At 66.2% G+C, this 20,211-nt stretch carries 16 protein-coding genes; 8 read left to right on the top strand and 8 right to left on the bottom strand.

Translation table 11 applies throughout. From position 1 onward, the window contains the following. The 5 genes from AC3WTE_RS29690 to napA form a co-directional block, all read right to left on the bottom strand. Positions 1-621, bottom strand: coding sequence for an LON peptidase substrate-binding domain-containing protein (locus AC3WTE_RS29690; RefSeq protein WP_492443076.1), 621 nt, complete (start codon positions 619-621; stop codon positions 1-3). A 17-nt stretch (positions 622-638) separates the two neighbouring features. After that, a complete protein-coding gene (locus AC3WTE_RS29685; RefSeq protein ID WP_492443036.1) occupies positions 639-1,787 on the bottom strand; it encodes a glutamate--cysteine ligase in 1,149 nt (382 codons plus the stop codon). Beyond that, on the bottom strand, positions 1,768-2,442 hold the full coding sequence (gene sodC, locus AC3WTE_RS29680) for a superoxide dismutase[Cu-Zn] (protein ID WP_492443035.1): 675 nt from the start codon (positions 2,440-2,442) through the stop codon (positions 1,768-1,770). The genes AC3WTE_RS29685 and sodC overlap by 20 nt, the downstream gene beginning before the upstream one ends. A gap of 72 nt (positions 2,443-2,514) precedes the next feature. Beyond that, positions 2,515-2,982, bottom strand: coding sequence for a LytR C-terminal domain-containing protein (locus AC3WTE_RS29675; protein WP_492443034.1), 468 nt, complete (start codon positions 2,980-2,982; stop codon positions 2,515-2,517). Positions 2,983-3,023: 41 nt separating this feature from the next. Next, positions 3,024-3,332, bottom strand: a complete 309-nt coding sequence (gene napA / locus AC3WTE_RS29670; RefSeq protein ID WP_138232568.1) for a nucleoid-associated protein NapA — start codon at positions 3,330-3,332, stop codon at positions 3,024-3,026. 161 nt (positions 3,333-3,493) lie between these two features. Here napA and AC3WTE_RS29665 point away from each other — a divergent pair, with 161 nt between their 5' ends. Both AC3WTE_RS29665 and AC3WTE_RS29660 read left to right on the top strand, forming a co-directional pair. After that, on the top strand, positions 3,494-4,087 hold the full coding sequence (locus tag AC3WTE_RS29665; RefSeq protein WP_492443033.1) for a peptide deformylase: 594 nt from the start codon (positions 3,494-3,496) through the stop codon (positions 4,085-4,087). After that, positions 4,087-4,956, top strand: coding sequence for an N-acetylglutamate synthase, CG3035 family (locus AC3WTE_RS29660; protein WP_492443032.1), 870 nt, complete (start codon positions 4,087-4,089; stop codon positions 4,954-4,956). Before AC3WTE_RS29665 ends, AC3WTE_RS29660 begins: the two co-directional genes overlap by 1 nt. Before the next feature lie 75 nt (positions 4,957-5,031). Here AC3WTE_RS29660 and gjpA (AC3WTE_RS29655) read toward each other — a convergent pair whose 3' ends face one another. Beyond that, entirely contained in the window at positions 5,032-6,540 is a 1,509-nt protein-coding gene (gene gjpA, locus AC3WTE_RS29655) for an outer membrane porin GjpA (protein ID WP_492443031.1), read from the bottom strand. Positions 6,541-6,646: 106 nt separating this feature from the next. Further along, positions 6,647-8,215 carry an outer membrane porin GjpA gene (gene gjpA, locus AC3WTE_RS29650; RefSeq protein WP_492443030.1) on the bottom strand — a complete coding sequence of 523 codons (1,569 nt, stop codon included), beginning with the start codon at positions 8,213-8,215 and terminating at the stop codon, positions 6,647-6,649. A 652-nt stretch (positions 8,216-8,867) separates the two neighbouring features. Between gjpA (AC3WTE_RS29650) and AC3WTE_RS29645 the strand changes: the two genes are divergently transcribed. The 5 genes from AC3WTE_RS29645 to AC3WTE_RS29625 are packed head-to-tail and all read left to right on the top strand — an operon-like array spanning position 8,868 to position 16,139. Further along, positions 8,868-10,343: a DUF3375 domain-containing protein gene (locus tag AC3WTE_RS29645; protein WP_492443029.1), complete on the top strand. Its 1,476-nt coding sequence runs from the start codon at positions 8,868-8,870 to the stop codon at positions 10,341-10,343. After that, a complete protein-coding gene (locus AC3WTE_RS29640) occupies positions 10,336-11,001 on the top strand; it encodes a DUF4194 domain-containing protein (protein ID WP_492443028.1) in 666 nt (221 codons plus the stop codon). Before AC3WTE_RS29645 ends, AC3WTE_RS29640 begins: the two co-directional genes overlap by 8 nt. Continuing rightward, positions 10,994-14,335 (top strand): ATP-binding protein, encoded by a 3,342-nt coding sequence (locus tag AC3WTE_RS29635; protein ID WP_492443027.1) that lies wholly within the window; start codon positions 10,994-10,996, stop codon positions 14,333-14,335. The genes AC3WTE_RS29640 and AC3WTE_RS29635 overlap by 8 nt, the downstream gene beginning before the upstream one ends. A 10-nt stretch (positions 14,336-14,345) precedes the next feature. Beyond that, the gene (locus AC3WTE_RS29630) at positions 14,346-15,131 is read left to right on the top strand and encodes an exodeoxyribonuclease III (protein WP_492443026.1); all 786 of its coding nucleotides are present in this window, start codon (positions 14,346-14,348) and stop codon (positions 15,129-15,131) included. Further along, on the top strand, positions 15,132-16,139 hold the full coding sequence (locus AC3WTE_RS29625) for an alpha/beta hydrolase (protein WP_492443025.1): 1,008 nt from the start codon (positions 15,132-15,134) through the stop codon (positions 16,137-16,139). Here AC3WTE_RS29625 and AC3WTE_RS29620 read toward each other — a convergent pair. After that, a complete protein-coding gene (locus AC3WTE_RS29620) occupies positions 16,136-16,696 on the bottom strand; it encodes a TetR/AcrR family transcriptional regulator (protein WP_492443024.1) in 561 nt (186 codons plus the stop codon). The two genes, AC3WTE_RS29625 and AC3WTE_RS29620, sit on opposite strands and share 4 nt — an antisense overlap. 113 nt (positions 16,697-16,809) lie before the next feature. Between AC3WTE_RS29620 and AC3WTE_RS29615 the strand changes: the two genes are divergently transcribed. Next, the gene (locus AC3WTE_RS29615) at positions 16,810-19,911 is read left to right on the top strand and encodes an MMPL family transporter (RefSeq protein ID WP_492443023.1); all 3,102 of its coding nucleotides are present in this window, start codon (positions 16,810-16,812) and stop codon (positions 19,909-19,911) included. Positions 19,912-20,211: the final 300 nt, after the last annotated feature.

Here is a 20,211-nt window from a genome sequence, read left to right as displayed (position 1 = left end):
CTAGTCCTCCGACAGCTGGAACTCCACCATGGCCGTGATGCTCTCGACCGCTTCGTCCAGCGCCTCCAGCCGGGCCGCGGCATTCGGGGCGGCCAGCACCGAATACTTGTCGGCCTGGCCGATCGGCAGCAGTGAAGCCAGCGCGTACAGCCGTTGTCCCACAGCAGGTTTGACGGTCCTGGCCAGGATCGAGTCGCGATCGCGCAGGCGCGCGCCCTGTACCGACGCGATGCGCTGGAACAGCGCGATGATCCGGTCCTCGACCGCCACGATCGACGATTCGGGTACCACCGGCCCGGGCTCGTCGGGCCACGCCTCGATCTCGGCCCGCGGATACGGATCATCGTTGTGCCACTGCACGATTCGGATGCGGTCCGTCACGCTGCAGTTCAGCATGTACTGCCCGGCCCCCTGTGGCTGGCACCGGTCGATGCGCGCCAGCGCCCCGACCGAGCACCGGGCCTCACCCCCGCCGACCTCGCGGCCGGCCGAGATCAGCACCACGCCGAACACCTGGTCCCCGGCGGCCATACAGTCCCGCACCAGTTCGCCGTACCGCGGCTCGAAGATGCGCAGCGGTAATTGGTCACCGGGCAGCAGCGTGGATTCCAGCGGGAACATCGGGGTGATGGTCACGGCTACAACTCCAGCTCCGCCACCAACGCATCGACGACTTCCAGCAGGTCTCCGTCGGTCTCCTCGGCAACCCGGCGCTGACGCTGATACGACCCGCCCAGCGTGTAGATGTCCTCGACGCGCGCCAGCTCGTCAGCGCAATTCAGCGATGCCGCAACGGGTTCCAACCGATTCAGCAGTTCTTCCAGATCATCGGTGACCAGTCGCTCGTTGCTGTCGGCATCCAGGATGATCTCGGCGTCCAGCCCGTAACGCGCTGCGCGCCACTTGTTTTCCTGCACATGCCAGGGCGGCATGGTCGGCAGCTGCTCGCCGGCGTCCAGCCTGCGGTCCAGATCGACGATCAGGCAGTGCGTCAGCGCGACCAGCGCACCGAGCTCTGCGATGTTGGACACGCCGTCGAAAATCCGGACCTCGATCGTGCCAAGATGCGGCGACGGCCGGATATCCCAACGGATTTCGTTCATGTGGTCGATGATGCCGGTCTTGCGCTGGTCGTAGACGAAGCGCTCGAAGTGCGACCACTTCTGGAAGTGGAACGGCAGGCCCGCCGTCGGCAGCTGCTGGAACATCATGGCCCGGTTGCTGGCGTAACCGGTGTCCTCGCCGTCCCAGTAGGGCGACGACGCCGACAGCGCCAGCAGATGCGGGTAGTGGTTGAGCAGCGACGTGATGATCGGCATCACCTTGTGCGCCGACGAGATCCCGACGTGCACGTGCACGCCCCAGATCAGCATCTGCCGTCCCCACCACTGCGTGCGCTTGATCAGCTCGGCGTAGCGCTGGCCCTCGGTGAGCTGCTGACTCTCCCATTCCGCAAACGGGTGTGTCCCGGCGCAGAACAGTTCCATGCCGCGCTCCCGCACGATCCGGCGTACCGGACTGAGTGTGGCCCGCAGGTCGTCCATGGCCTCACCGACGTTGTCGCACACGCCGCTGACCACCTCAACGGTGTTTCGCAGCAACTCCTTGTGTACGTGCGGTGTTTCGCCGATCTCGGCGATGACCGCGGCGGCCTCATTGCTGAGGTCGCGCGTGCGGGCATCGACGAGGGCGAATTCCCATTCGACGCCGAGGGTCGGTCGTGGCGACCCCGCGAAGTCGATCCGCGGTGGGGTGTGGCTGTCCGCCCTACCCGGCAGAGATGACACCGCAGGCCACGCGCTTACCGGAGTCACCGGTGTTCAACGAGGCCTCGTCCGCACCCGGGGCGGCGCCCTGGATCTGCTGGTACCGGTCGGCCGGGATGTTGCCGAAGTTGTCGGCCTTCTCGTGGATGATCAGCGCGGTCTTGTTGCCCGCGAGCAGCTGCTCGGCAGTGAAGGCGTCGGTGGTGGTCACCAGCTGCCCTTGGCCGTCGCCCCGTACCTGCAGCGAAGCCAGGTCACCGCTCATCGGGTGCGCGGTGTGGCCGGGCACCTGGAAGTGGCCACCGGCGGACTGGAAGTCGCCCTCGCACTTGCCGGTCGAGTGGATGTGCAGGCCGTGGAAGCCGGGAGCCAGCACGCCGCCCTCGGTCGTCTTCACCGTCAGGGTGGCAAAGCCGCCGTTGAACAGGAACTCGGCGGTCGCGACCGTCGCGCCCTCAGGGGTCTTCAGCTCGGCGACCAGCTTCTCGCCGATCGGAGCGGCCTGCGGGGCGGCCTTTTCACCGTGCCCCTGCGGCGCGTGCTCGACACCGGTCCAGATGGCCGGCGTGGTGCCGGGCTGGGAGGTGGCAACCTGTCCGGGAGGAGCACATGCGGCCACGACGGGGGCGATGACCGCAGCGGCGGCGAGGAAGCGAATCGGGGCTGAGATCGGCATGTTCGAGAGGCTACCGCCCTCTTGCCGAACTCCTCAACGCGGCTCGTACCTCGCCGCTTGATCGTCGTCCGGCTACCCGGTCACCAGAACGATCACGCCCGGTCCCTTGTCATTCAGCGCGGGGATGCGCGGTTCGACCGGCGCATCGAGGATTTTGCCGACCGCTTCGGCGGCTTCCTTCTCCCCTGCCGCATCACCGAAATACACGGTCGTAGCCGGCGGCGGCGCGTCCACGGTGAGGTTGTCGGTCTCGGTCACGTTCCACTGCTGGTCGTGCAGCTTGTCAGCAACGGTCTTCGCCGCGCCGGCAACCTCGGAGATATTGAAGACCTTGACGTCGGCCTTGGCGGGCGCCGGCGCCGTCGACGTCGTGCTGGCCGTGGCGGACGTGGCGCTGGTGGAGCTGCTCGACGAGCTCGACTCGGAGCTGCTGTCCGAACTCAGCGACTGGAACGCCACGAGCAGGAACACGACACCGAGGAACAGCAGCACCATGACCATGGCGCGCAGGGGTAGTCCGGAAGACTCTCGCTGATTCATTGCTCCCCACCTTATCGAGGCGAACCCTCAGGGCAGAAAAGCTAGGTGATTTCGAAACCGAGACGACGCGCGGCCTTGGCCTTCTGCCGGCTGGCCCGCTGCCTACGCAGCCGCTTGACCAGCATGGGGTCTGCCGCGAGCGCCTCAGGTCGGTCGACCAGCGCATTGAGCACCTGGTAGTACCTGGTGGCCGACATCGAGAACAGTTCCTTGATGGCGTCCTCTTTGGAACCCGCGAACTTCCACCACTGACGTTCGAAACCAAGAATGTCGTGTTCGCGGCGGGTCAACCCGTCGGCGAGCTCAGAGTCGTCCCCGGATCGCTCAGTACGCGCAATAGCGCCGTCCATTTCGCCCCTGGACCCTTTCTCTGATCTCGGTACATGCCCGCTGTGTTTCGTGCGTCACAACGGATCTGGGACACACCAAGTGATTCGGCAACATTCAACCACGGCGAACGGTATTGAGCCGTGATCGTTACCCGCGAGTCGGATCACTAAGATTGCTCGTCATGGCTGTACGTCCAATCTGCATCGTCGGTGACCCTGTTCTGCACACCGCGACCACTCCGGTGGCCGTCGGCACCGACGGATCCCTCCCTTCCGATCTCGCCGAGCTCATCGATGACATGTACGAGACGATGGACAAGGCCAACGGCGTGGGCCTGGCCGCCAACCAGATCGGTGTCGGGCTGCGGCTGTTCGTCTACGACTGTGCCGACGACCGCGGCCAGACCGCGCGCCGCCGCGGCGTCGTGATCAATCCGGTACTGGAGACCTCGGAAATCCCCGAGACCATGCCCGACCCCGACTATGACGACGAGGGCTGCCTGTCGGTCCCCGGCGAGTCGTTCCCGACGGGGCGCGCCACGTGGGCCAAGGTCACCGGCCTGGATGCCGACGGCAAACCCGTCGAGTTGGAGGGCACCGGCCTGTTCGCCCGCATGCTGCAGCACGAGACCGGACACCTCGACGGCTTCCTGTACCTCGACTGCCTGATCGGCCGCAACGCACGGGCCGCCAAGCGGATGGTCAAGTCGAACAAGTGGGGGGTGCCCGGGCTGAGCTGGATGCCGGGTGAGGTCGACGACCCGTTCGGGCACTGATGCCCGCCGGCGGGCGCGTCGGTAGCCGCGTCTCGCTCCGTTACCAGCTTGCGGACTCCGAAACAGAGGCCTTCACCGACGTCGTCGGTCACATCGAGGCGCTCACCCCACTCGTGGTGGTGCGCACCAAATCCGGTGAGCGCGTCGAGGTCCGGCCCGCCGACGTGATGTCGGTGCGCGAGCTGTCGCACGCCCCGGTGCGCAATTCGGAGATTCGCGCGGTCGAGCACGCCGCCGCGCTGGCCTGGCCGGGCACCGAGCACCGGTGGGTCGACGGCTGGCTGCTGCGCGCCGGAGGTTCGACCAAACGAACCAATTCGGCTGTACCGCTGCTCTTTTCATCGGACCTGACAGCCCTGCCGGCGATCGCCAACTGGTATGGCGCCCGCGGGCTGCAGCCGTGGGTGGCACTACCGGAGCGGCTGCTGCCCGTCCGGGCAGAAGGTGTCGAGCCGAACCGGGTGCTGACCGTCGAATTGTCGGGTGGTTCGGATGTCGCGATGCCACCACGCCCCGATGAGCGGTGGCTGGCGATCTATGGCCAGGACGCGCACGTCGGGGCGCTCAGCGCCGTCGTAGACGGAGAAGTGGCATTCGCCACGGTGGCCGATGCGGCCGTAGCGCGCGTCGCCGTGACCACGGCGCCCGACGGCAGGGTGTGGGCCGGATTGTCGGACGTCGCAGTCCTCGAGTCGGAACGTCGACGCGGGCTGGGCCGGAAGGTGTGCGGGCAGATGCTGGCATGGGCGTCGTCCCGCGGTGCGACGCATGCCTACGTTCGGGTGCCCGACGACAATGCGGCGGCCCTGGCACTGGCCGAGTCGATGGGGTTCCGGCTGCACCACCGGGCCAGGTACGTACTGCTGTAACGCCGAGGCTACGGTTTCTCGCGCGACATCGTCGGCGCGCGAGAAACCGTAGCCTCGGCGAGCTGGTGGCTAGCGCTAGTCAGCGCTGCTGTGGTCCGAACCACCTTGGCTTGCAGTGGATTTCGCCGCAGCAGCGGGCTTCACGGGCTTGGGCTTCTCCGACTTCTGCTTGCTCGGCTTCGTCGACTCGGACTTGGTCGTGTCAGCCTTGGTCTCGGACGTCTTCGTGTCCGACTTGGTGGCGTCCGACTTGGTCGTGTCCGACTTGGTCGTGTCCGACTTGGTCGTGTCGGCCTTCGTGGTGTCCGGCTTCGTGGTGTCCGGCTTCTGGTTGTCGGCCTTCGTCGGGGTCTCCGGCGTGGCAGGCGTTGCGGGAGTAGCCGGGGTGGCCGGCGTCTCCGAGCTGGCCGGCGTGGCGGGGGTCGCCGGGGTGGCCGGCGTCGCCGGGGTGGCCGGAGCAGTGGCCTTCACCGGCGTCACAGCCAGTGCCGACTGCGGGATCGAGGTGATCGAGTTGTCCGTGGCCGCCTTGGTCACCGACACCTGGGCGGCAGCAGCCGGAGTCGCAGCGGGCGGGTTCAGCGGATTACCGGTGCCACTCCAGCCGATGGCCTTGGCCAGGATGCGGCCCAGCGACACCATGGCGCCGATGGGCCCAATGCCCAGACCGTCGACCTGCAGGTCCGTCCCGATGATGTCGGCATAGACGGTCTGCCCGAGCGAGTTCAAAATCGAACCGCCGAGGCCCTTCTGGTCCCACCCGGTCGAACCGGCGGTGAGCAAGCCCCCGAACTGGATGTTGAGCGCCTTGATGACGGCATTGTCGTTGAGCGGGATCGTCTTATCGATCAGCTGCCCCACCACGTCGAGGTTGAGATTGGCGCCATTGAGGAAGCCGTTGACCATGGCCGCCGGGATGTTGATGGCGGTCTGCAGAGCTTTCGCCGCGTCGCCGTGCGACAACGAAGCGCCGATGCTGGTGAGGCTGTTTGCCAGTGCCACCACCGGGCTGATCGCGGGTCCTGCCAGCCCGATCAGAACTCCACTGAGCGGCGACGCCAGGAAGTTGAACACTTCCTGCACCACGCGGTTGGCGGTTGGGTCCGAGGCAGTCGGAAGCATCTTCGGAATCATCTGCAGGAGGATGAAGTGGAAACCGTCGTTCGAATCGACGGGCTGTGAGCTGTTCCCGGGATCGATGCCCAGCAACGTGGCAGCAGTGATCGCCGACTGCACGTTGTGCCCGATCTGGCCGAGCACCTCGCCGATGTTGCCGGGGTTCTGCAGGATGGCACCAACGTGGCTGATCTGATTCGCCAGGAACTGCTGCAGCAGCACTGCCGGCGCCGCGGAGACGGCCGCACCGATTTGCTGCGCATTCTGCGACGCGGTGTTGAACGCGTCGAGCCAGGGCTGCAGCGGGTTGTACGCCGCAGTCAGCTGCACAGCGGCGCTGCTGACCGACGGCAACGCGGGAAGATGCGCGGCAACAGGCGCTGACTGCAGCAGCGGGGCGGCGACGACGGCCGCCGTGGCCGCTGCGCAGATACCCGCCTTGGTGTGGCGACGGACCGCAACATGCATGAAGAGACTCCCTTTCTGGGTGGGACAAGGTCCTCGGTGATCAACGGCGCGTGTTGCCGCCGGAAGTCGGTGGGCCGCCCCGAGGAGGCGACCCACCGACGGCTGACTACTTGCTCGAACCACCCGAGGTGCTCGAGTCGGCACCATGGGCCGAACCACCCTGGCTTGCAGCGGATTTCGCCGGAGCAGCGGGCTTGGGCTTCTCCGACTTCTGCTTGCTCGGCTTCGTCGACTCGGACTTGGTCTCGGACGTCTTCATGTCCGACTTGGTGGCGCCCGACTTGGTGGTGTCAGGCTTGGTCGTGTCGGACTTGGTCGTGTCGGACTTGGTCGTGTCGGACTTCGTCGTCTCCGACTTGGTGGCGTCCGACTTCGTGGTGTCCGACTTGGTGGCGTCCGACGTTGTGGTGTCCGATTTCTGGTTGTCGGCCTTCGTCGGGGTTGCCGGGGAGGCCGGCGCGGCAGGCGTCGCGGGAGTAGCCGGTGTCTCCGAGCTGGCAGGGGTCGCCGGCGTCGCCGGGGTGGCCGGAGCAGTGGCCTTCACCGGCGTCACCGCCAGTGCCGGCTGCGGGATCGAGGTGATCGAATTGTCTGCGGCAGCCTTGGTCACCGACACCTGGGTCGCGGCAGCCGGCGTCGCAGCAGGCGGGTTCAGCGGATTACCGGTACCGCTCCAGCCGATGGCCTTCGCCAGCAATTGACCCAGGTTCACCAGCGCACCGATCGGCCCGACACCTTGGCCGTCGATCGGCAGGTCGAGAGGGAAACCCATGACGCCGGTGGTGACGACCTGACCGAGCGAGTTGAGGATCGAACCGCCGATGTTGTTGGCGGCACCGGTGACGGGGTCCACCCCGGTGACGCCGGCAGTCAGCAGCCCGCCGAACTGAATGCTCAGATCGTGCAGGGTCGTCTCGTGGGTCAGGAGTCCGGAGCCGTTGATCAGTGGCACCAGCGCGCCGAGGTTGAGGTTGGCGCCGTTGAGGAAACCGCCGACCACATTCGCCGGGATGTTGATCAGGTGCTGCAGTGCGGCCATTGCGTCACCGGTGGACAGCGCCGCTCCGGCCGCGGTGAGACTGTTGACCAGCGCCACTACCGGACTGATCGCCGGACCCGCCAACCCGATCAGGACACCACTGAGCGGCGAGGCCAGAACGTTGAGGACCTGGGTGATCACCTGCGTCGCACGCGGGTCGTTCTCCGTCGGGAGCAACTTCGGCATGATATTGAGCGCCATGTAGTGCCAGCCATCGAGCGATCCGAAGGCCTGACCGGTGTTGTAATCAGTGTTCAGCAGCGTGGCGGCTTGGACTACGGACTGCACGTTGTTCACCACCTGACCGAGCACCGTCCCGATGCTGCCCGGGTTCTGCAGGATCGCACCAAGATGGCTTACCTGGTTGGCCAGGATTTGTTGGAGCAGGACGGCCGGCGCCGCGCCGAAGCTGCCGCCGATCTTCTGCACATTCGCCGAGGCCGTGTTGAACACGTCCAACCAGGGCTGCAGCGGGTTATACGCCGCAGTCAGCCGCACAGCGGCGCTACTGACCGATGGCAACGCCGGAAGATGTGCGGCGGCGGGCACTGACGGCAACAGCGGGCTGGCCACAATGGCCGCCGCTGTCGCTGCACAGATACCCGCCTTGGTATGGCGACGAACCGCATCGTGCATGAACAGACTCCTCAATGTGTGTGCTTACTGGCCGGTAATTTACCGACGAGTAACTCAGTTAATCCAGAGCTTTTGACGAACTCGTCACGAATCGATAGCGACGGCACGAGCCCCACAGCCCACGCAAAGCTGGTTTGCGTATTAGCCGGTAAACCTACGTTCATAGGTCCGCTAACCTTCCGGGCAAATGGCCAGTCGGCAAACCCATTTGGCGCGGCCGGGCAACCGCTCAGCAAGCCCCCAGGGACGGGTGCCAGCCAACTTGATATATGGCGATTAGTAATGCTCAGGCGCGTTTTCACGCCGTGACTCAGCACACAATTCACAAGGATCGTGACTGAGGTCTCACACGCATCGGCCGCGCCTGGTGAACTCCATCGGGACACCCCAATTCCCTATCGGAGCAAATCAGCAATCGGCGCGATCGGGACCTGGGAGCGGTTGCTGCCCTCGCGCGTCACAGCGGGCGGTACGGCCGCCAACCAGCGTCCACATACTGAGACGATGTCTTGGTCGGGACGTCCCCGGCAATAACCGCAATCACCTTTCGGGTCTGCGCGGGGTACGACCGCCGACGCCGACCGACACTTCGCCAAGTATCTTGGACCGGCGGTGGAATGCACCGAAGAGTCAGGCTGGTCAGGGGTTGCGGGTGCAAGAGAATGCGGCGCTGTCGGCCGCCGAGTTGCTCGAACTCAACCGTGACGTTCAGGGCTCGCGCGCAGTCCGGCTGCTGGCCACCAACAACCTCGGGATGTACGCCACGCTGATGGAGCGTCACCTCAGTGACGGAATGGTCGCCGAGACCGATCTGGTGGTGCGGCTGGAACGCGATCTGGCAGCCCTCGGCGAGGCCGACGACCAGCTCGGTCAGTCCGGCCTCGCGCTGATCAAGTCGTGGGCCAGCCAGGGCTGGGTGCATCGAGTGGCGGAGACGCGGGCCGGCGCCGAACGCAACGTCTGCTACCTGACACAGGACGCTCGACGCGCACTCGACTTCGTCCGCGGTATGCGCCGCGGCGACAGCATCGCCACCGGCGGCTCGATCGCCGGTATCGCATCCCGTATGCGCCAGATCGCCACCCGCGCCGGAAACGACCCCGACCGTATCCGCGCCGGCATCGAAGCCGAGATCGCCGCGCTGCACCGCGAGCTCGACGAGTTGGAAGCCGGACTGCGCCCCGAGCCCGACGTCACCGACATGTACGACGAGGCCCGCGCCATCGCGCTGCAGATGGAACGGTTGATCACCGACATCGGCCTCTACGGCACCATGATCGAGCAGGCCACGCAGGCGCTGGACGATCCGATCGACACCAACATCGAGTACCGCGACCGACAGCGCCAGATGTACGCCGACTACCAGGCCGCGTGGGACTCGGCTGGCCGCGATTCGCACCGGGCGTTCCTGCGGATGATCAACGACCCCGACCAGCGCGCCGAATTCGAGACCGATATCGCCACCGTCGCGTCGGCGCTCCCCGAGCTGGACCCGGCGCTGCGCAAGGTGATGGCCGGGTTCTTCGAGTTGATCGGCCACCAGATCGACGAGGTCGAACGCATCCAGCAGCGGTGCGCGCAACGGGTGAAGCGGTTCACCGCGTTCGGCACCATGGAGTCCAGCCGTGGCGTCGCCCGCCAGCTCAACGAGGCCATCGGCGCGGCCCGCACGCTGCTGAAGTCGTCCCTGACCGACTCCCGGCTGGACATCGAAGTCCCCTTGGCCCGGCACGCGATCAGCTCGATCGGCGCGCTGAGCTTCAAGATCGGCGACCTGTCGGCACCCAAGCCGGCCGCCGCTGCACAGGGCGACATCGACCTCTCCAGCTTCGCCGCGCTGACCACCCAGGTCGATGCACCGGCGATGTCCGAGATGCTCAACGCCGCGGTCGCGCGCCGCCCGGTGTCCCTGGCCGAGGCCGTGGAGCTGCTCGATTCGGCGTATCTGGGCCACGTCATCGTGTTGTGGTCCTGGGCGCTCAAACAACCCGCGACGCCCGGAGGCCATACGAGTGGCAACACAATGTCGGTGCGGTTCCGGTCGCTCGACGGTCGGGACCGCGAAATCGAGGTGCCGTATCTGATGTTCACCGAGCCTGTTGCTGTGGCAGGAGCCCTTCATGACTGACTCACCTATCGATTTCGCCTCGCTCCCTGAGGTCGACGGCGCCAGCCGGGTGGCTGGACAGCGTCGTCCGCGGTTCGACGGCGACGTCAGCGCCATGCCGGACCGCGCCTGCTGGGCACTGCAGCACCTGCTGACCCGCCGCTATATCAGCAGCGAATCCGACCGCGATATCTACAGCTGGATCCTGGAGTACCGCAACGAACTATCAGTGCGACTGTCCGAACTCGATCTGCAGCTGCGCATCTCCGAAAGCGTCGACATCGCCTTCATCGAGCAGGCCCGCTATGAGTCGGCCAAGGGCATCAAGTTGCTCCGCCGTGAACCGCTGGGCACCTACGACTCGATTCTGGCGCTGCACCTGGCGCAGATGATGCGCGCCGGCGGCGACCAGAGTTTCCTGATCACGCGCGACGAGATGCACGGCATGTTCACCGGCGTACTCAACGAAACCGACCGCGACGCGGTGACTTTCACCGCCCGCGTCGACGCGGCCATCGCCCGCCTGACCGGTCTCGACATCCTGCGCCGCAGCCGCGACGACGAGGACAGCTACACCGTGAGCCCGGTCATCACCGCCGTGATGACGGCCTCTGTGATCACCGAGTTGCAGCAACAGTTCGAACAACTCACCAACGGAGGGGCCGACACTGATGGCTGAACAGTTCCACCTCTCCCGCCTCCAGATCATCAACTGGGGTGTCTTCGACGGTTACCATTCCGTTCCGTTCAGCGCCGGTGGATCGTTGATCGCCGGCGCGTCCGGCAGTGGCAAATCGTCACTGCTGGATGCGATTTCGCTGGGCTTCCTGCCGTTCAACCGGCGCAACTTCAATGCCTCCGGCGACAACACCGCAGCGGGCTCGAGTGCCGGCCGCCGCACCGTCGACAAGTACGTCCGGGGCGCGTGGGGCCAGCGCAGCGACGCCGGTACCAGTCAGGTCATGTACCTGCGCGGCGACGGCACCACCTGGTCCGCCGTCGCCGTCACCTACACCAGCAACACCGGACGCACCATCACGGGCCTGGTGCTCAAATGGCTGACCGGAGAATCACGTTCGGATTCGTCGAGCCGGTTCGTCATCGGCGACGGCGATCTGGACATCGAGGACGTCTGCAACCGCTGGGCCGCCGGCCGGTTCGATACCGGCGTCTTCAAGGACAACGGGTGGCGCTTCACGACCAAGGTCGAGTCGCAGTACCTGGCGCAGCTGTATGCCTCGATCGGTATTCGCGCGTCGGACGCCGCGCAGCAGCTACTGGGCAAGGCCAAGTCACTGAAAAGTGTTGGTGGACTGGAGCAGTTCGTTCGCGAATTCATGCTCGACGAGCCGGACAGCCTGGCCCGGCTGCCCGAGGCGCTCAAGCAGATCGATCCTCTGGTCGAGGCCCGCGAACTGCTCGCGGTGGCCCAGCGCAAGCGCAAGATCCTCGGTGACATCGAGGCCATCCAGGTGCGGTACGCCTCCGAGTCGACCGACCTCGGGATCATCGATCTGGTCGACCTTCCGATGGTGCGGGCCTACACCGATCACGTCCGGCTGCGGCACTGCCCTGCCGAGATCGAGACGCTCGATGCGACCATCGATCAGCTGGAGAACGAGAATGCCGACCTGACCCGGCAGCTGAATCTGGCCAAGGCCGAGGGTGATTCGCTCAACGCCCAGATCAGCGGTGCGTCGGCGAATGTCGGCCCGTTGCAGGCACAGGTCAACTCCGCCGAGGCGCAGGCCGACGAGGTGGCCCGCCGGCGCGCGGGATACGAGGAGATGGTCACGGCGCTGGGCGTGGAAGTACCCGACACCGCCGACGAATTCTGGAACCTGCGGGAGGAGCTCACCCGGCAGGCCACCGAGATGCTGGGCAAGCTGGAGTGGGGTCGTGACGCCTCCACCGACGCGGAGTACGCGCAGAAGTCCGCGCGGATCCTGCGCGACAACGCGGCCAAGGAGCTCAAGCGCGTCGAGCACGTCGGATCGGCACTGCCCGAATCCGCGGTGACGATGCGTGACCACATCTGCGCGGGCGTCGGTATCGATCCCGCCGAACTGCCCTATGTCGCTGAGCTTTTCGACCTGCAGCCCGAGCACACCCGGTGGCGCCTCGCGGTGGAGAAGGTGCTGCGCTCGGTGGGCCTGCGGTTGCTGGTGCCCGATCAGCACTACGCCAAGGTGCTGCGGTTCGTCAACGAGACCAACATGCGCGGCCGGCTGGCGCTGCACCACGTCCGGGCCGGTTCGTCCGGCCGCGAGGCCGAGCCGAACACGTTGGCAGGCAAGCTGTTCCTGGTCAAGCCCAAGCATCCCTGTGCTGCCGAGGCCGCCGACGTGATCGCCGCGGCCGGCGACCACATCTGCGTGGACACCCCTGATGTGTTCGTGCGGTTCCGCCGCGCCGTCACCGATACGGGTCTGTACAAGGACTCCGACCGGTTGGCCATCAAGGACGACAGGCGCCCGATCAAGCCGTCCGAATACATCTATCAGGGCGACATCGGCGCCAAGCTGGAGGCGCTGCACGCCGAGCTCACCGAGGCCGAGGAGGCCTTCAACACGGCCCGGCGCGCCGCGGATGAGATCGCGGCGCAGCGGCAACGGTGGCGCGACCGGGCGGCAGCATGCAAGGCCGTCTACGAGCAGTTCCCGCAGTGGAGCCAGATCGACACCGACACCGCCGAGGGCCACGCCGACCGGCTCCGCGAGCAGTACGAGCTGCTGCTGGCCGAACACCCCGACATCGAGGCGTTGTCGGCTCGCGCCGAGGAGTGCTGGGTCGACATCCAGACCCTCATGACGCGGCGCGGCGCCATCCAGACCCGGCGCGACGACCTGGACGCCCGTCGGACCAAGCTCATGGACCTGCAGGACCGGCTGTCGCCCGCCAACGTGTCGGAGCAGGCCACAGATCTGTTGCGCCGCTACGCCGCTGACGTTCCGGTGCCGCTGGAGCTGCTCAACCCCGAGCCCCACCGCGAAGCCCTGTTCGCGGCCATCCGCCGCGAACGCGACCAGCTCACCGAGAGCCGGCGGCGCTCCTACGAGGAGCTGTCCCGCATCGTCGCGACGTTCGACACGTCGTTCCCGGACGCCATCCCGAACGACTCGGACGACTTCGATGAGCGAATCTACGACTATGTCGCGGTCTGCCGTCACATCGACGAGCGCGAGCTGCCCGACGCCTACGACCGCATGATGCGGCTCATCACCGAACAGGCGCCCGACGCGATCCTGACCCTGCACCGCGTCGCCGAACAGGAAACCCGGCGGATCAGCGAGCAGATCGATCGGGTCAACACCGGCCTGGGCGCGGTGGAATTCAACCGCGGCACCCGGCTGACGCTGCGCGCCAACCCACGCAGCATGGTCGCCGTGTCCGAGCTGACCGACATCGTCAAGGCCATCTCGCGACGCATCGCCGAGGTGGGACTGGGCGACAAAAAGGCCATCCTGGATCAGTACGCCGACATCCTGCGACTGCGAAACCGGTTGGCCGGCAACAGTCCGGAGGACCGGGCCTGGACCCGGGACGCACTCGACGTGCGCAACCGGTTCACGTTCGACTGCGCCGAATGGGACGTCGCGAACGACGAACTGATCCGCACCCACAGCAACGCGGGCGACAACTCCGGTGGCGAGCAGGAGAAGCTGATGGCCTTCTGTCTGGCCGGTGCGCTCAGCTTCAACCTGGCCAATCCCGAAAGCGGGGACAACAAGCCGGTTTTCGCGCAACTGATGCTCGACGAGGCGTTCTCAAAGTCCGACCCGCAGTTCGCCTCACAGGCACTGCAGGCGTTCCGCAAATTCGGCTTCCAGCTGGTGATCGTCGCAACGGTGCAGAACGCCACCACCATTCAGCCGTACATCGACGGCGTGGTGATGGTGTCCAAGTCCGAGGCCACCGGCCGCAACGCCCGTCCGGTCGCCAATGTCGCCACCAAGACCATCACCGACTTCACCGCCCTGCGCCGGGAACTGAAAGTCCCCGAACCTGTCTGATCGGAGCGTCATGCGTATCGCCACCTGGAACGTCAACTCCATCCGCACCCGGGTCGACCGGGTCACGGACTGGCTGTCCCGCGCGGACGTCGACGTGCTCGCCATGCAGGAAACCAAGTGCAAGGACGATCAGTTCCCGACCATGCCGTTCGCGGCGCTGGGATACGACGTCGCGCACGTCGGGCACAGCCAATGGAATGGCGTCGCGATCGCGTCCCGCGTGGGGCTCGAGGACGTCCAGATCGGTTTCGCCGGCCAACCGCAATGGCAGGACGCCGATGAGGCCCGCGCCATCGGAGCCACCTGCGGTGGGGTCCGGGTGTGGAGCCTGTACATCCCGAACGGCCGGACGCTGGCTGATCCGCACATGCCCTACAAGCTGAAATGGCTTGCCGCGTTGCGGGATACCGCCACCGGCTGGCTGGCCGACGACCCGGCGCTGCCCCTGGCCCTGATGGGCGACTGGAATATCGCGCCCACCGACGAGGACGTGTGGGACATGGCGGTGTTCGAGAATTCCACGCACGTCTCCGAGCCGGAGCGCGCGGCGTTCCGCGCCATGAACGACGCCGGATTCGTCGACGTGGTGCGGCCGTTCACCCCGGGCCCGGGCGTCTACACCTACTGGGACTACACGCAGCTGCGGTTCCCCAAGAAGCAGGGCATGCGCATCGACTTCGTCCTGGGGTCACCGGAATTCGCGACCCGGGTCACCCACGGTGAAATCGTCCGCGAGGAGCGAAAAGGTAAGCAGCCCAGCGATCATGCGCCCGTGCTGGTGGAATTGAAGAAGTAGATGCCGTCGCTCCCGATTGTCTATGCCGCCGAGCCTGCCAGCCTGCGCGCGCGCATCATTCACTTCTTCGCATCATTGCTGTTGGCGCGCATCCTGATTCGCGCCCTCACCACGGCGGAGTTCGAGGCCACGTCTCGCCGGATCGTACGAGTGGGACACAACGTCAACCGGCTCGCCAGCCTGCAGCGGCGGCGACCGCCGCGCGGCTTCCGAATGGTGACCGAAACCTGGAATGGCCTGCCTGTCGAGTGGGTTTCGCCGTCCGGCCTCGGGGCACCGATCGAAGACGGGGTCATCCTGTACTTCCACGGCGGCGGATTCGTCCTCGGAGACCTGAATACTCACCTCCGCGCCGTCGCCGCCCTCTCTCGCGTCACGCGATTGCCGTTGGTACACATCGAGTATCGGCAGTACCCCGAGGTCGATCTCGAGACGACCATCGAGGACTGCGTGAGCGCTTACCGCCACTTGCTGAGCCAGGGCGTCGACCCGGCCAAGGTCATCGTCGCCGGCGACTCGGCCGGCGGATTCCTGGCGTTCGCCACCGCCCAGCAGGCCCCGAAGCACGGGCTCCCGAGTCCCGCAGGGGTGGTCGGCATTTCCCCTTTGCTGGAACTGGACAACGTTGCGCGCGCTGCGCATTCGACCGCAGAGACCGACGTCTTCGGGATCGCCGCCGGACTGCCGGTTATCACCGAGCGCATCTGCCCCACCGGCAATCTCGACCAGTTGGAGCCGATTTCCGGCCCGATGGATTCGATGCCGCCGTCGCTGATCGTCGTCTCCGAGACCGAGTCATTGCTGTGCGACGCCGAGCGGATGCAGGACAAACTGCACCAAGCCGGGCGGGCTTGTGAAGTCATGGCGTGGCCCAGTCAGGTCCACGCGTTCCCTGCGATATTTCCCGGGCTGCCGGAGAGTCGCCGGGCGTACGCATGCATGGCCCGTTTCATCGCCAAATGCCTTTCCGGCACCGCCACCGACGTGCCACCCGCGCAGTCCGCCTAACTCAGGTGCTGCGTAACCGACTCGACGAGTGCTTGCTCGACGCGGCGCAGCGGCAGATCGGAGCGGGTCGCCTGCGCCATGACAATGGCCCCTTCCACCGCGGCGACCGTCAGCGTCGCCTGGCGCGCAGCGTCGTCGGCTGACAACCCTGCGGCTTCGAGCCCCGCGGCAATTCGACGCTCCCAGTCCAGGAAGACCTCGCCAGCGGCGTCGGCGGCCGCCGGCGCTTCGCTGCGGCCGAGTGCCGCAGCGACGATCGGACAGCCGACCTCGAAGTCGCCACTGGCCAGGTTCGCAATCCACATCTCGACGAAGGCCCGGACCGCCCCTACCGGACCTCGTTCTCCGATCAGTCGGTCGATGCCGTCCGCCAGCGTCTTCCCCGCCGTCACGGTCGCGTCGGCCACGAGTTCAGCCTTGCCACCGGGGAAATTCAAGTAGAGCGACCGCCGCGCGGCGCCACTGCGTTCGAGCAGCTGGCTGAGCCCCGTTGCCGCGACGCCTTGGCGCCGAATCAGATCGATGGCTGTGACGACGAGCCGATCGCGGGCACTCATGTGACGTAACTCCCTGTCCTTCAGCATTGTCGGTACACCAGTCGGTCTACTAGCGTCTGCCTCCAATAGTAGACCGAACGGTTTAGTTTTGGTCTGGAATCGAGGGGGTCCGGGTGGGACACAACAGCAGGTTTTTCGCCGCCACCAGCCGTTTCTGCGCCAAATGGGCATGGATCGTCATCGGCTTCTGGGTAGCGCTGGCCGGAATCCTGAACGTCGCCATCCCGCAGCTCGAGCAGACCGTCGCAGCGCGCTCTGCGCCGTTCATGCCGGCAAATATCAAGGCAGCCCAGACGTTGCGTGAGATGTCCGACGCCTTCGGCGTCCCCCGCTCGTCCGCGGTGGGCAGCGTGGTGCTGGTCGACGAGCGCGGCATCAACGCCGCCGACGAGGCCCTGTACCGGGATATCGTCACCACCCTGCAGCGGGACAAGACCAACGTCGCCTACGTGCTCGACACCTACGACAATCCACAGTTGCGCGATATCGCGCTCAGCCCTGATCACAAGGCGATCAACCTGGTGCTCGCCGGCACCGGTGATGTGGGGTCGACGAAGGCGCACAAGAACACCATCGAGATCCGCGATCATCTCCAGGCGCTGCCCAAACCGCCCGGGGTCGGGGTGTATCTCACCGGGCCGTCGCCCACGCTGGCGGATCTGTTCAGCGCCATGGACTTTTCGCTGCTGATCATCACCGTGGTATCCGTCCTGCTGATCACGCTGGTGCTGCTGATGGTCTATCGGTCGCTGGCCACGGCAATGGTCCCGTTGTTGACCATCGGCATCGCGCTCGGCGTGGCCCGCCCCATCGTGTCGTTGCTCGGCATGAGCGGAATCCTCACAGTTTCGAACTTCACCATCTCGCTGATGACCGCGATGCTGCTCGGCGCGGCCACCGACTACGCCATCTTCATCCTGGCCGGCTATCACGAAGCGCGGCGCAGCCAGGTGCCCGTCGGCGATGCGATAGCTCAAGCCGGACAGCGGGTTTCGGGCATCCTGATTGCGTCGATGTTGACCATCGCAGCGGCCGCCACCGCGATGGGGTTCACCGAGCTGGGCATGTTCAAGGCCGCCGGTCCACCGATCGCCATCGCGATCGTCGTCGGCCTGGCCGTCTCGATGTCACTGCCCTACGCCCTGCTGTCGATCCTCGGCAGGCGTGGCCTGGCCGAACCCCGGCCGCTCAACGACCGGCGGTGGCGCCGCATCGGATCGACCATGATCCGCCGGTCCGGAGTGCTGGTGGCCGCATCGCTGGTGCTGTTGCTCGGTGCCGCAACGGTTCTGACCACATTCCGGGTGAACTTCAACGAGAACGCCATGCAGCTCGACGACACCGAGAGCGCCATCGGCTACCAGAAGACCTATGCGCACTGGGGTGTCAATGAAGCGGCGCCGGAATACCTGATCGTCTCGGCCGACCACGACATGCGCAACACCGACGATCTGGCCGTGCTCGACCGGGTCGCGGGACGCCTCGCCGCGATGCCCGAGATCGCGTACGTCCGCTCGATGACGCGTCCGGCCGGAAAACAGTTGTCGCAGACCACCATCGGCTACCAGGCCGGGATCATCGCCAACCGCCTCGGTGACGCCAAGGACCAGGTCACCAAGGCTGTCCCCGACATGCACCGGCTGGACTCCGGCGCGGCCCAGCTGCGCGACGGTGCCGCCTCCGCGGTGACCCAGATTCCCCAATTGGTTTCGGGCATCAGGCAAGTGACGGGTCTGGCCCACCAGGTGCTCGACGGGTATCAGGCCGCCGGCGCGGGGCTCTCCACCCTGACCGACGGCACCGTGGACGTCCGGTCGGCCCTGGCCGATCTGAGTTCCTCCACCGGATTGCTCGATGCGGCGTTGCAGGCCATCGACGGCAACGTTCAGGTCGCCGAAGCCGGCCGGCTGGTGAGTTCGGCACTCGGCTCGGCACTTTCGCCGCAGCCCGGTCCGGACTGTCTGCTGAACCCGGTGTGCAGCCGAGCCCGCGCGGACATCGCGGACCTCGACTCGATCTCGGGCGGCGCAGTCAGCCGAGCACTGTTGCAGGCCCAGCGCCTCACCGCGATCCCGCAAGTCACGGCCGACAAGGTTCGTGCCGCGGAGCCGGCGATCCGAGATGCGTTGGCCACGTTGCAAAAAATGGTCGCGAACCTGCCCGGCGGTTCGCCGGCGCAGGCCCGTACCCAGCTGACCGAGCTGGTGCGCGGCGCCGATCAACTCAGCGCCGGGATGACCCGTCTGGCCGTCGGGCTCGATCAGGTCAAGGGCGGCGTGGACCGGGTTGTCGACATGTCCGGCAGGCTCACCGACGGCCTCGGCCAGGCGACGGACTATCTGTCGACCTTGAGCACCCACACCGCCGACGGCCCGGCGTCCGGTTTCTACCTGCCGCCCCAAGGCTTTTCCGACCCAGCTTTCCGCGCCGCGCAGGAGCTGTTGTTCTCGCCCGACGGCAAGACGGCGCGCATGCTGGTGGTCTGGAAGATCAACCCGTACAGCGCCCAGGCGCTGGACGTATCGCGGTCACTGGCCCCGGCCGCGACCCAGGCCGCCTCCGGAACCTCTTTGCAGACAGCGCGTTTCGCCAGCACCGGTCTGGCTACGTTGTCGGCCGACATGCGAGACCAGGTGTGGCACGACTTCGCCTTGTACGGCATCGTCGCGATCCTGGGTGTGCTGCTGGTGTTGATCGTGCTGTTGCGCAGCATTCTCGCGCCGGTGTTCATGGTCGCAGTGGTGACCCTGTCATTCGCCGCCGCCGCCGGAGTCAGTGTGCTGGTGTGGCAGCACCTCATCGGCGTCGACGTGGACTGGTCGGTGTTCCCGGTGTCCTTCATGGCGCTCATCGCCGTCGGCGCGGACTACAGCATGCTGTTCGCCGCACGTATCCGCGACGAGTCCGCCGACGGCATGATCCGCGGTATCCTCCGCAGCTTCGGCAGCACCGGAAGTGTCATCACCACCGCCGGAATTGTGTTCGCGCTCACCATGTTCGCGCTGATGAGCGGACGTGTGATCAACCTGCTGCAGATCGGTTTCACCGTCGGCATCGGCCTGCTCATCGATGTCACCCTGGTACGTACCGTGCTGGTGCCGGCGGCTATGGCGATGATCGGCAACCGCATCTGGTGGCCGAGCAAGCCCACAGCGGCCGATGGGCACTCCGCAACGACAGACTTGGAGCACGGCCCCGTAACCGTCGACGCTTAGGTGACCTAGCCAGTGGCTCCCCGGGCCTGACATCTGTGTCCGGCCCGGGGAGCCTCGGCGGTTAGTTCTTCTAATTACTCATCTGCCACTTTCGGCTAGTCGGGCTAAGCGTCGACGATCCCCGTCTCGCAGCGCCCGCGCCGCGCGAATCCTGCTGCGGCCCTTATATTTAGGCACCCTAATCGTCGCCGATGCCGGGCTCTTGCTGCGATGGATTTCTCGTGGTGGGCAGGGGTAACGTCGCAAGTATGTTCGAATCAAATAGTGATCCCCACGCCGCGACCGCGGCGGTCGACGCGA

This window comes from Mycobacterium sp. FW102-FHT13B02 (assembly GCF_058790275.1).
The sequence above is the reverse complement of the archived record's forward strand: the minus strand, read 5'-3'. Positions and strand labels throughout refer to the sequence as shown.

What these genes read in the sequence shown, in the direction of transcription:
- AC3WTE_RS29625 (WP_492443025.1), top strand. Translation starts at nt 15,132, where the DNA reads ATGCCGTCGCTCCCGATTGTCTATGCCGCCGAGCCTGCCAGCCTGCGC.
- napA (WP_138232568.1), bottom strand. Translation starts at nt 3,332, where the DNA reads ATGGACGGCGCTATTGCGCGTACTGAGCGATCCGGGGACGACTCTGAG.
- AC3WTE_RS29665 (WP_492443033.1), top strand. Translation starts at nt 3,494, where the DNA reads ATGGCTGTACGTCCAATCTGCATCGTCGGTGACCCTGTTCTGCACACC.
- AC3WTE_RS29690 (WP_492443076.1), bottom strand. Translation starts at nt 621, where the DNA reads ATGTTCCCGCTGGAATCCACGCTGCTGCCCGGTGACCAATTACCGCTG.
- AC3WTE_RS29630 (WP_492443026.1), top strand. Translation starts at nt 14,346, where the DNA reads ATGCGTATCGCCACCTGGAACGTCAACTCCATCCGCACCCGGGTCGAC.
- AC3WTE_RS29675 (WP_492443034.1), bottom strand. Translation starts at nt 2,982, where the DNA reads ATGAATCAGCGAGAGTCTTCCGGACTACCCCTGCGCGCCATGGTCATG.
- AC3WTE_RS29660 (WP_492443032.1), top strand. Translation starts at nt 4,087, where the DNA reads ATGCCCGCCGGCGGGCGCGTCGGTAGCCGCGTCTCGCTCCGTTACCAG.
- AC3WTE_RS29640 (WP_492443028.1), top strand. Translation starts at nt 10,336, where the DNA reads ATGACTGACTCACCTATCGATTTCGCCTCGCTCCCTGAGGTCGACGGC.
- AC3WTE_RS29620 (WP_492443024.1), bottom strand. Translation starts at nt 16,696, where the DNA reads ATGAGTGCCCGCGATCGGCTCGTCGTCACAGCCATCGATCTGATTCGG.
- AC3WTE_RS29635 (WP_492443027.1), top strand. Translation starts at nt 10,994, where the DNA reads ATGGCTGAACAGTTCCACCTCTCCCGCCTCCAGATCATCAACTGGGGT.
- gjpA (WP_492443030.1), bottom strand. Translation starts at nt 8,215, where the DNA reads ATGCACGATGCGGTTCGTCGCCATACCAAGGCGGGTATCTGTGCAGCG.
- sodC (WP_492443035.1), bottom strand. Translation starts at nt 2,442, where the DNA reads ATGCCGATCTCAGCCCCGATTCGCTTCCTCGCCGCCGCTGCGGTCATC.
- gjpA (WP_492443031.1), bottom strand. Translation starts at nt 6,540, where the DNA reads ATGCATGTTGCGGTCCGTCGCCACACCAAGGCGGGTATCTGCGCAGCG.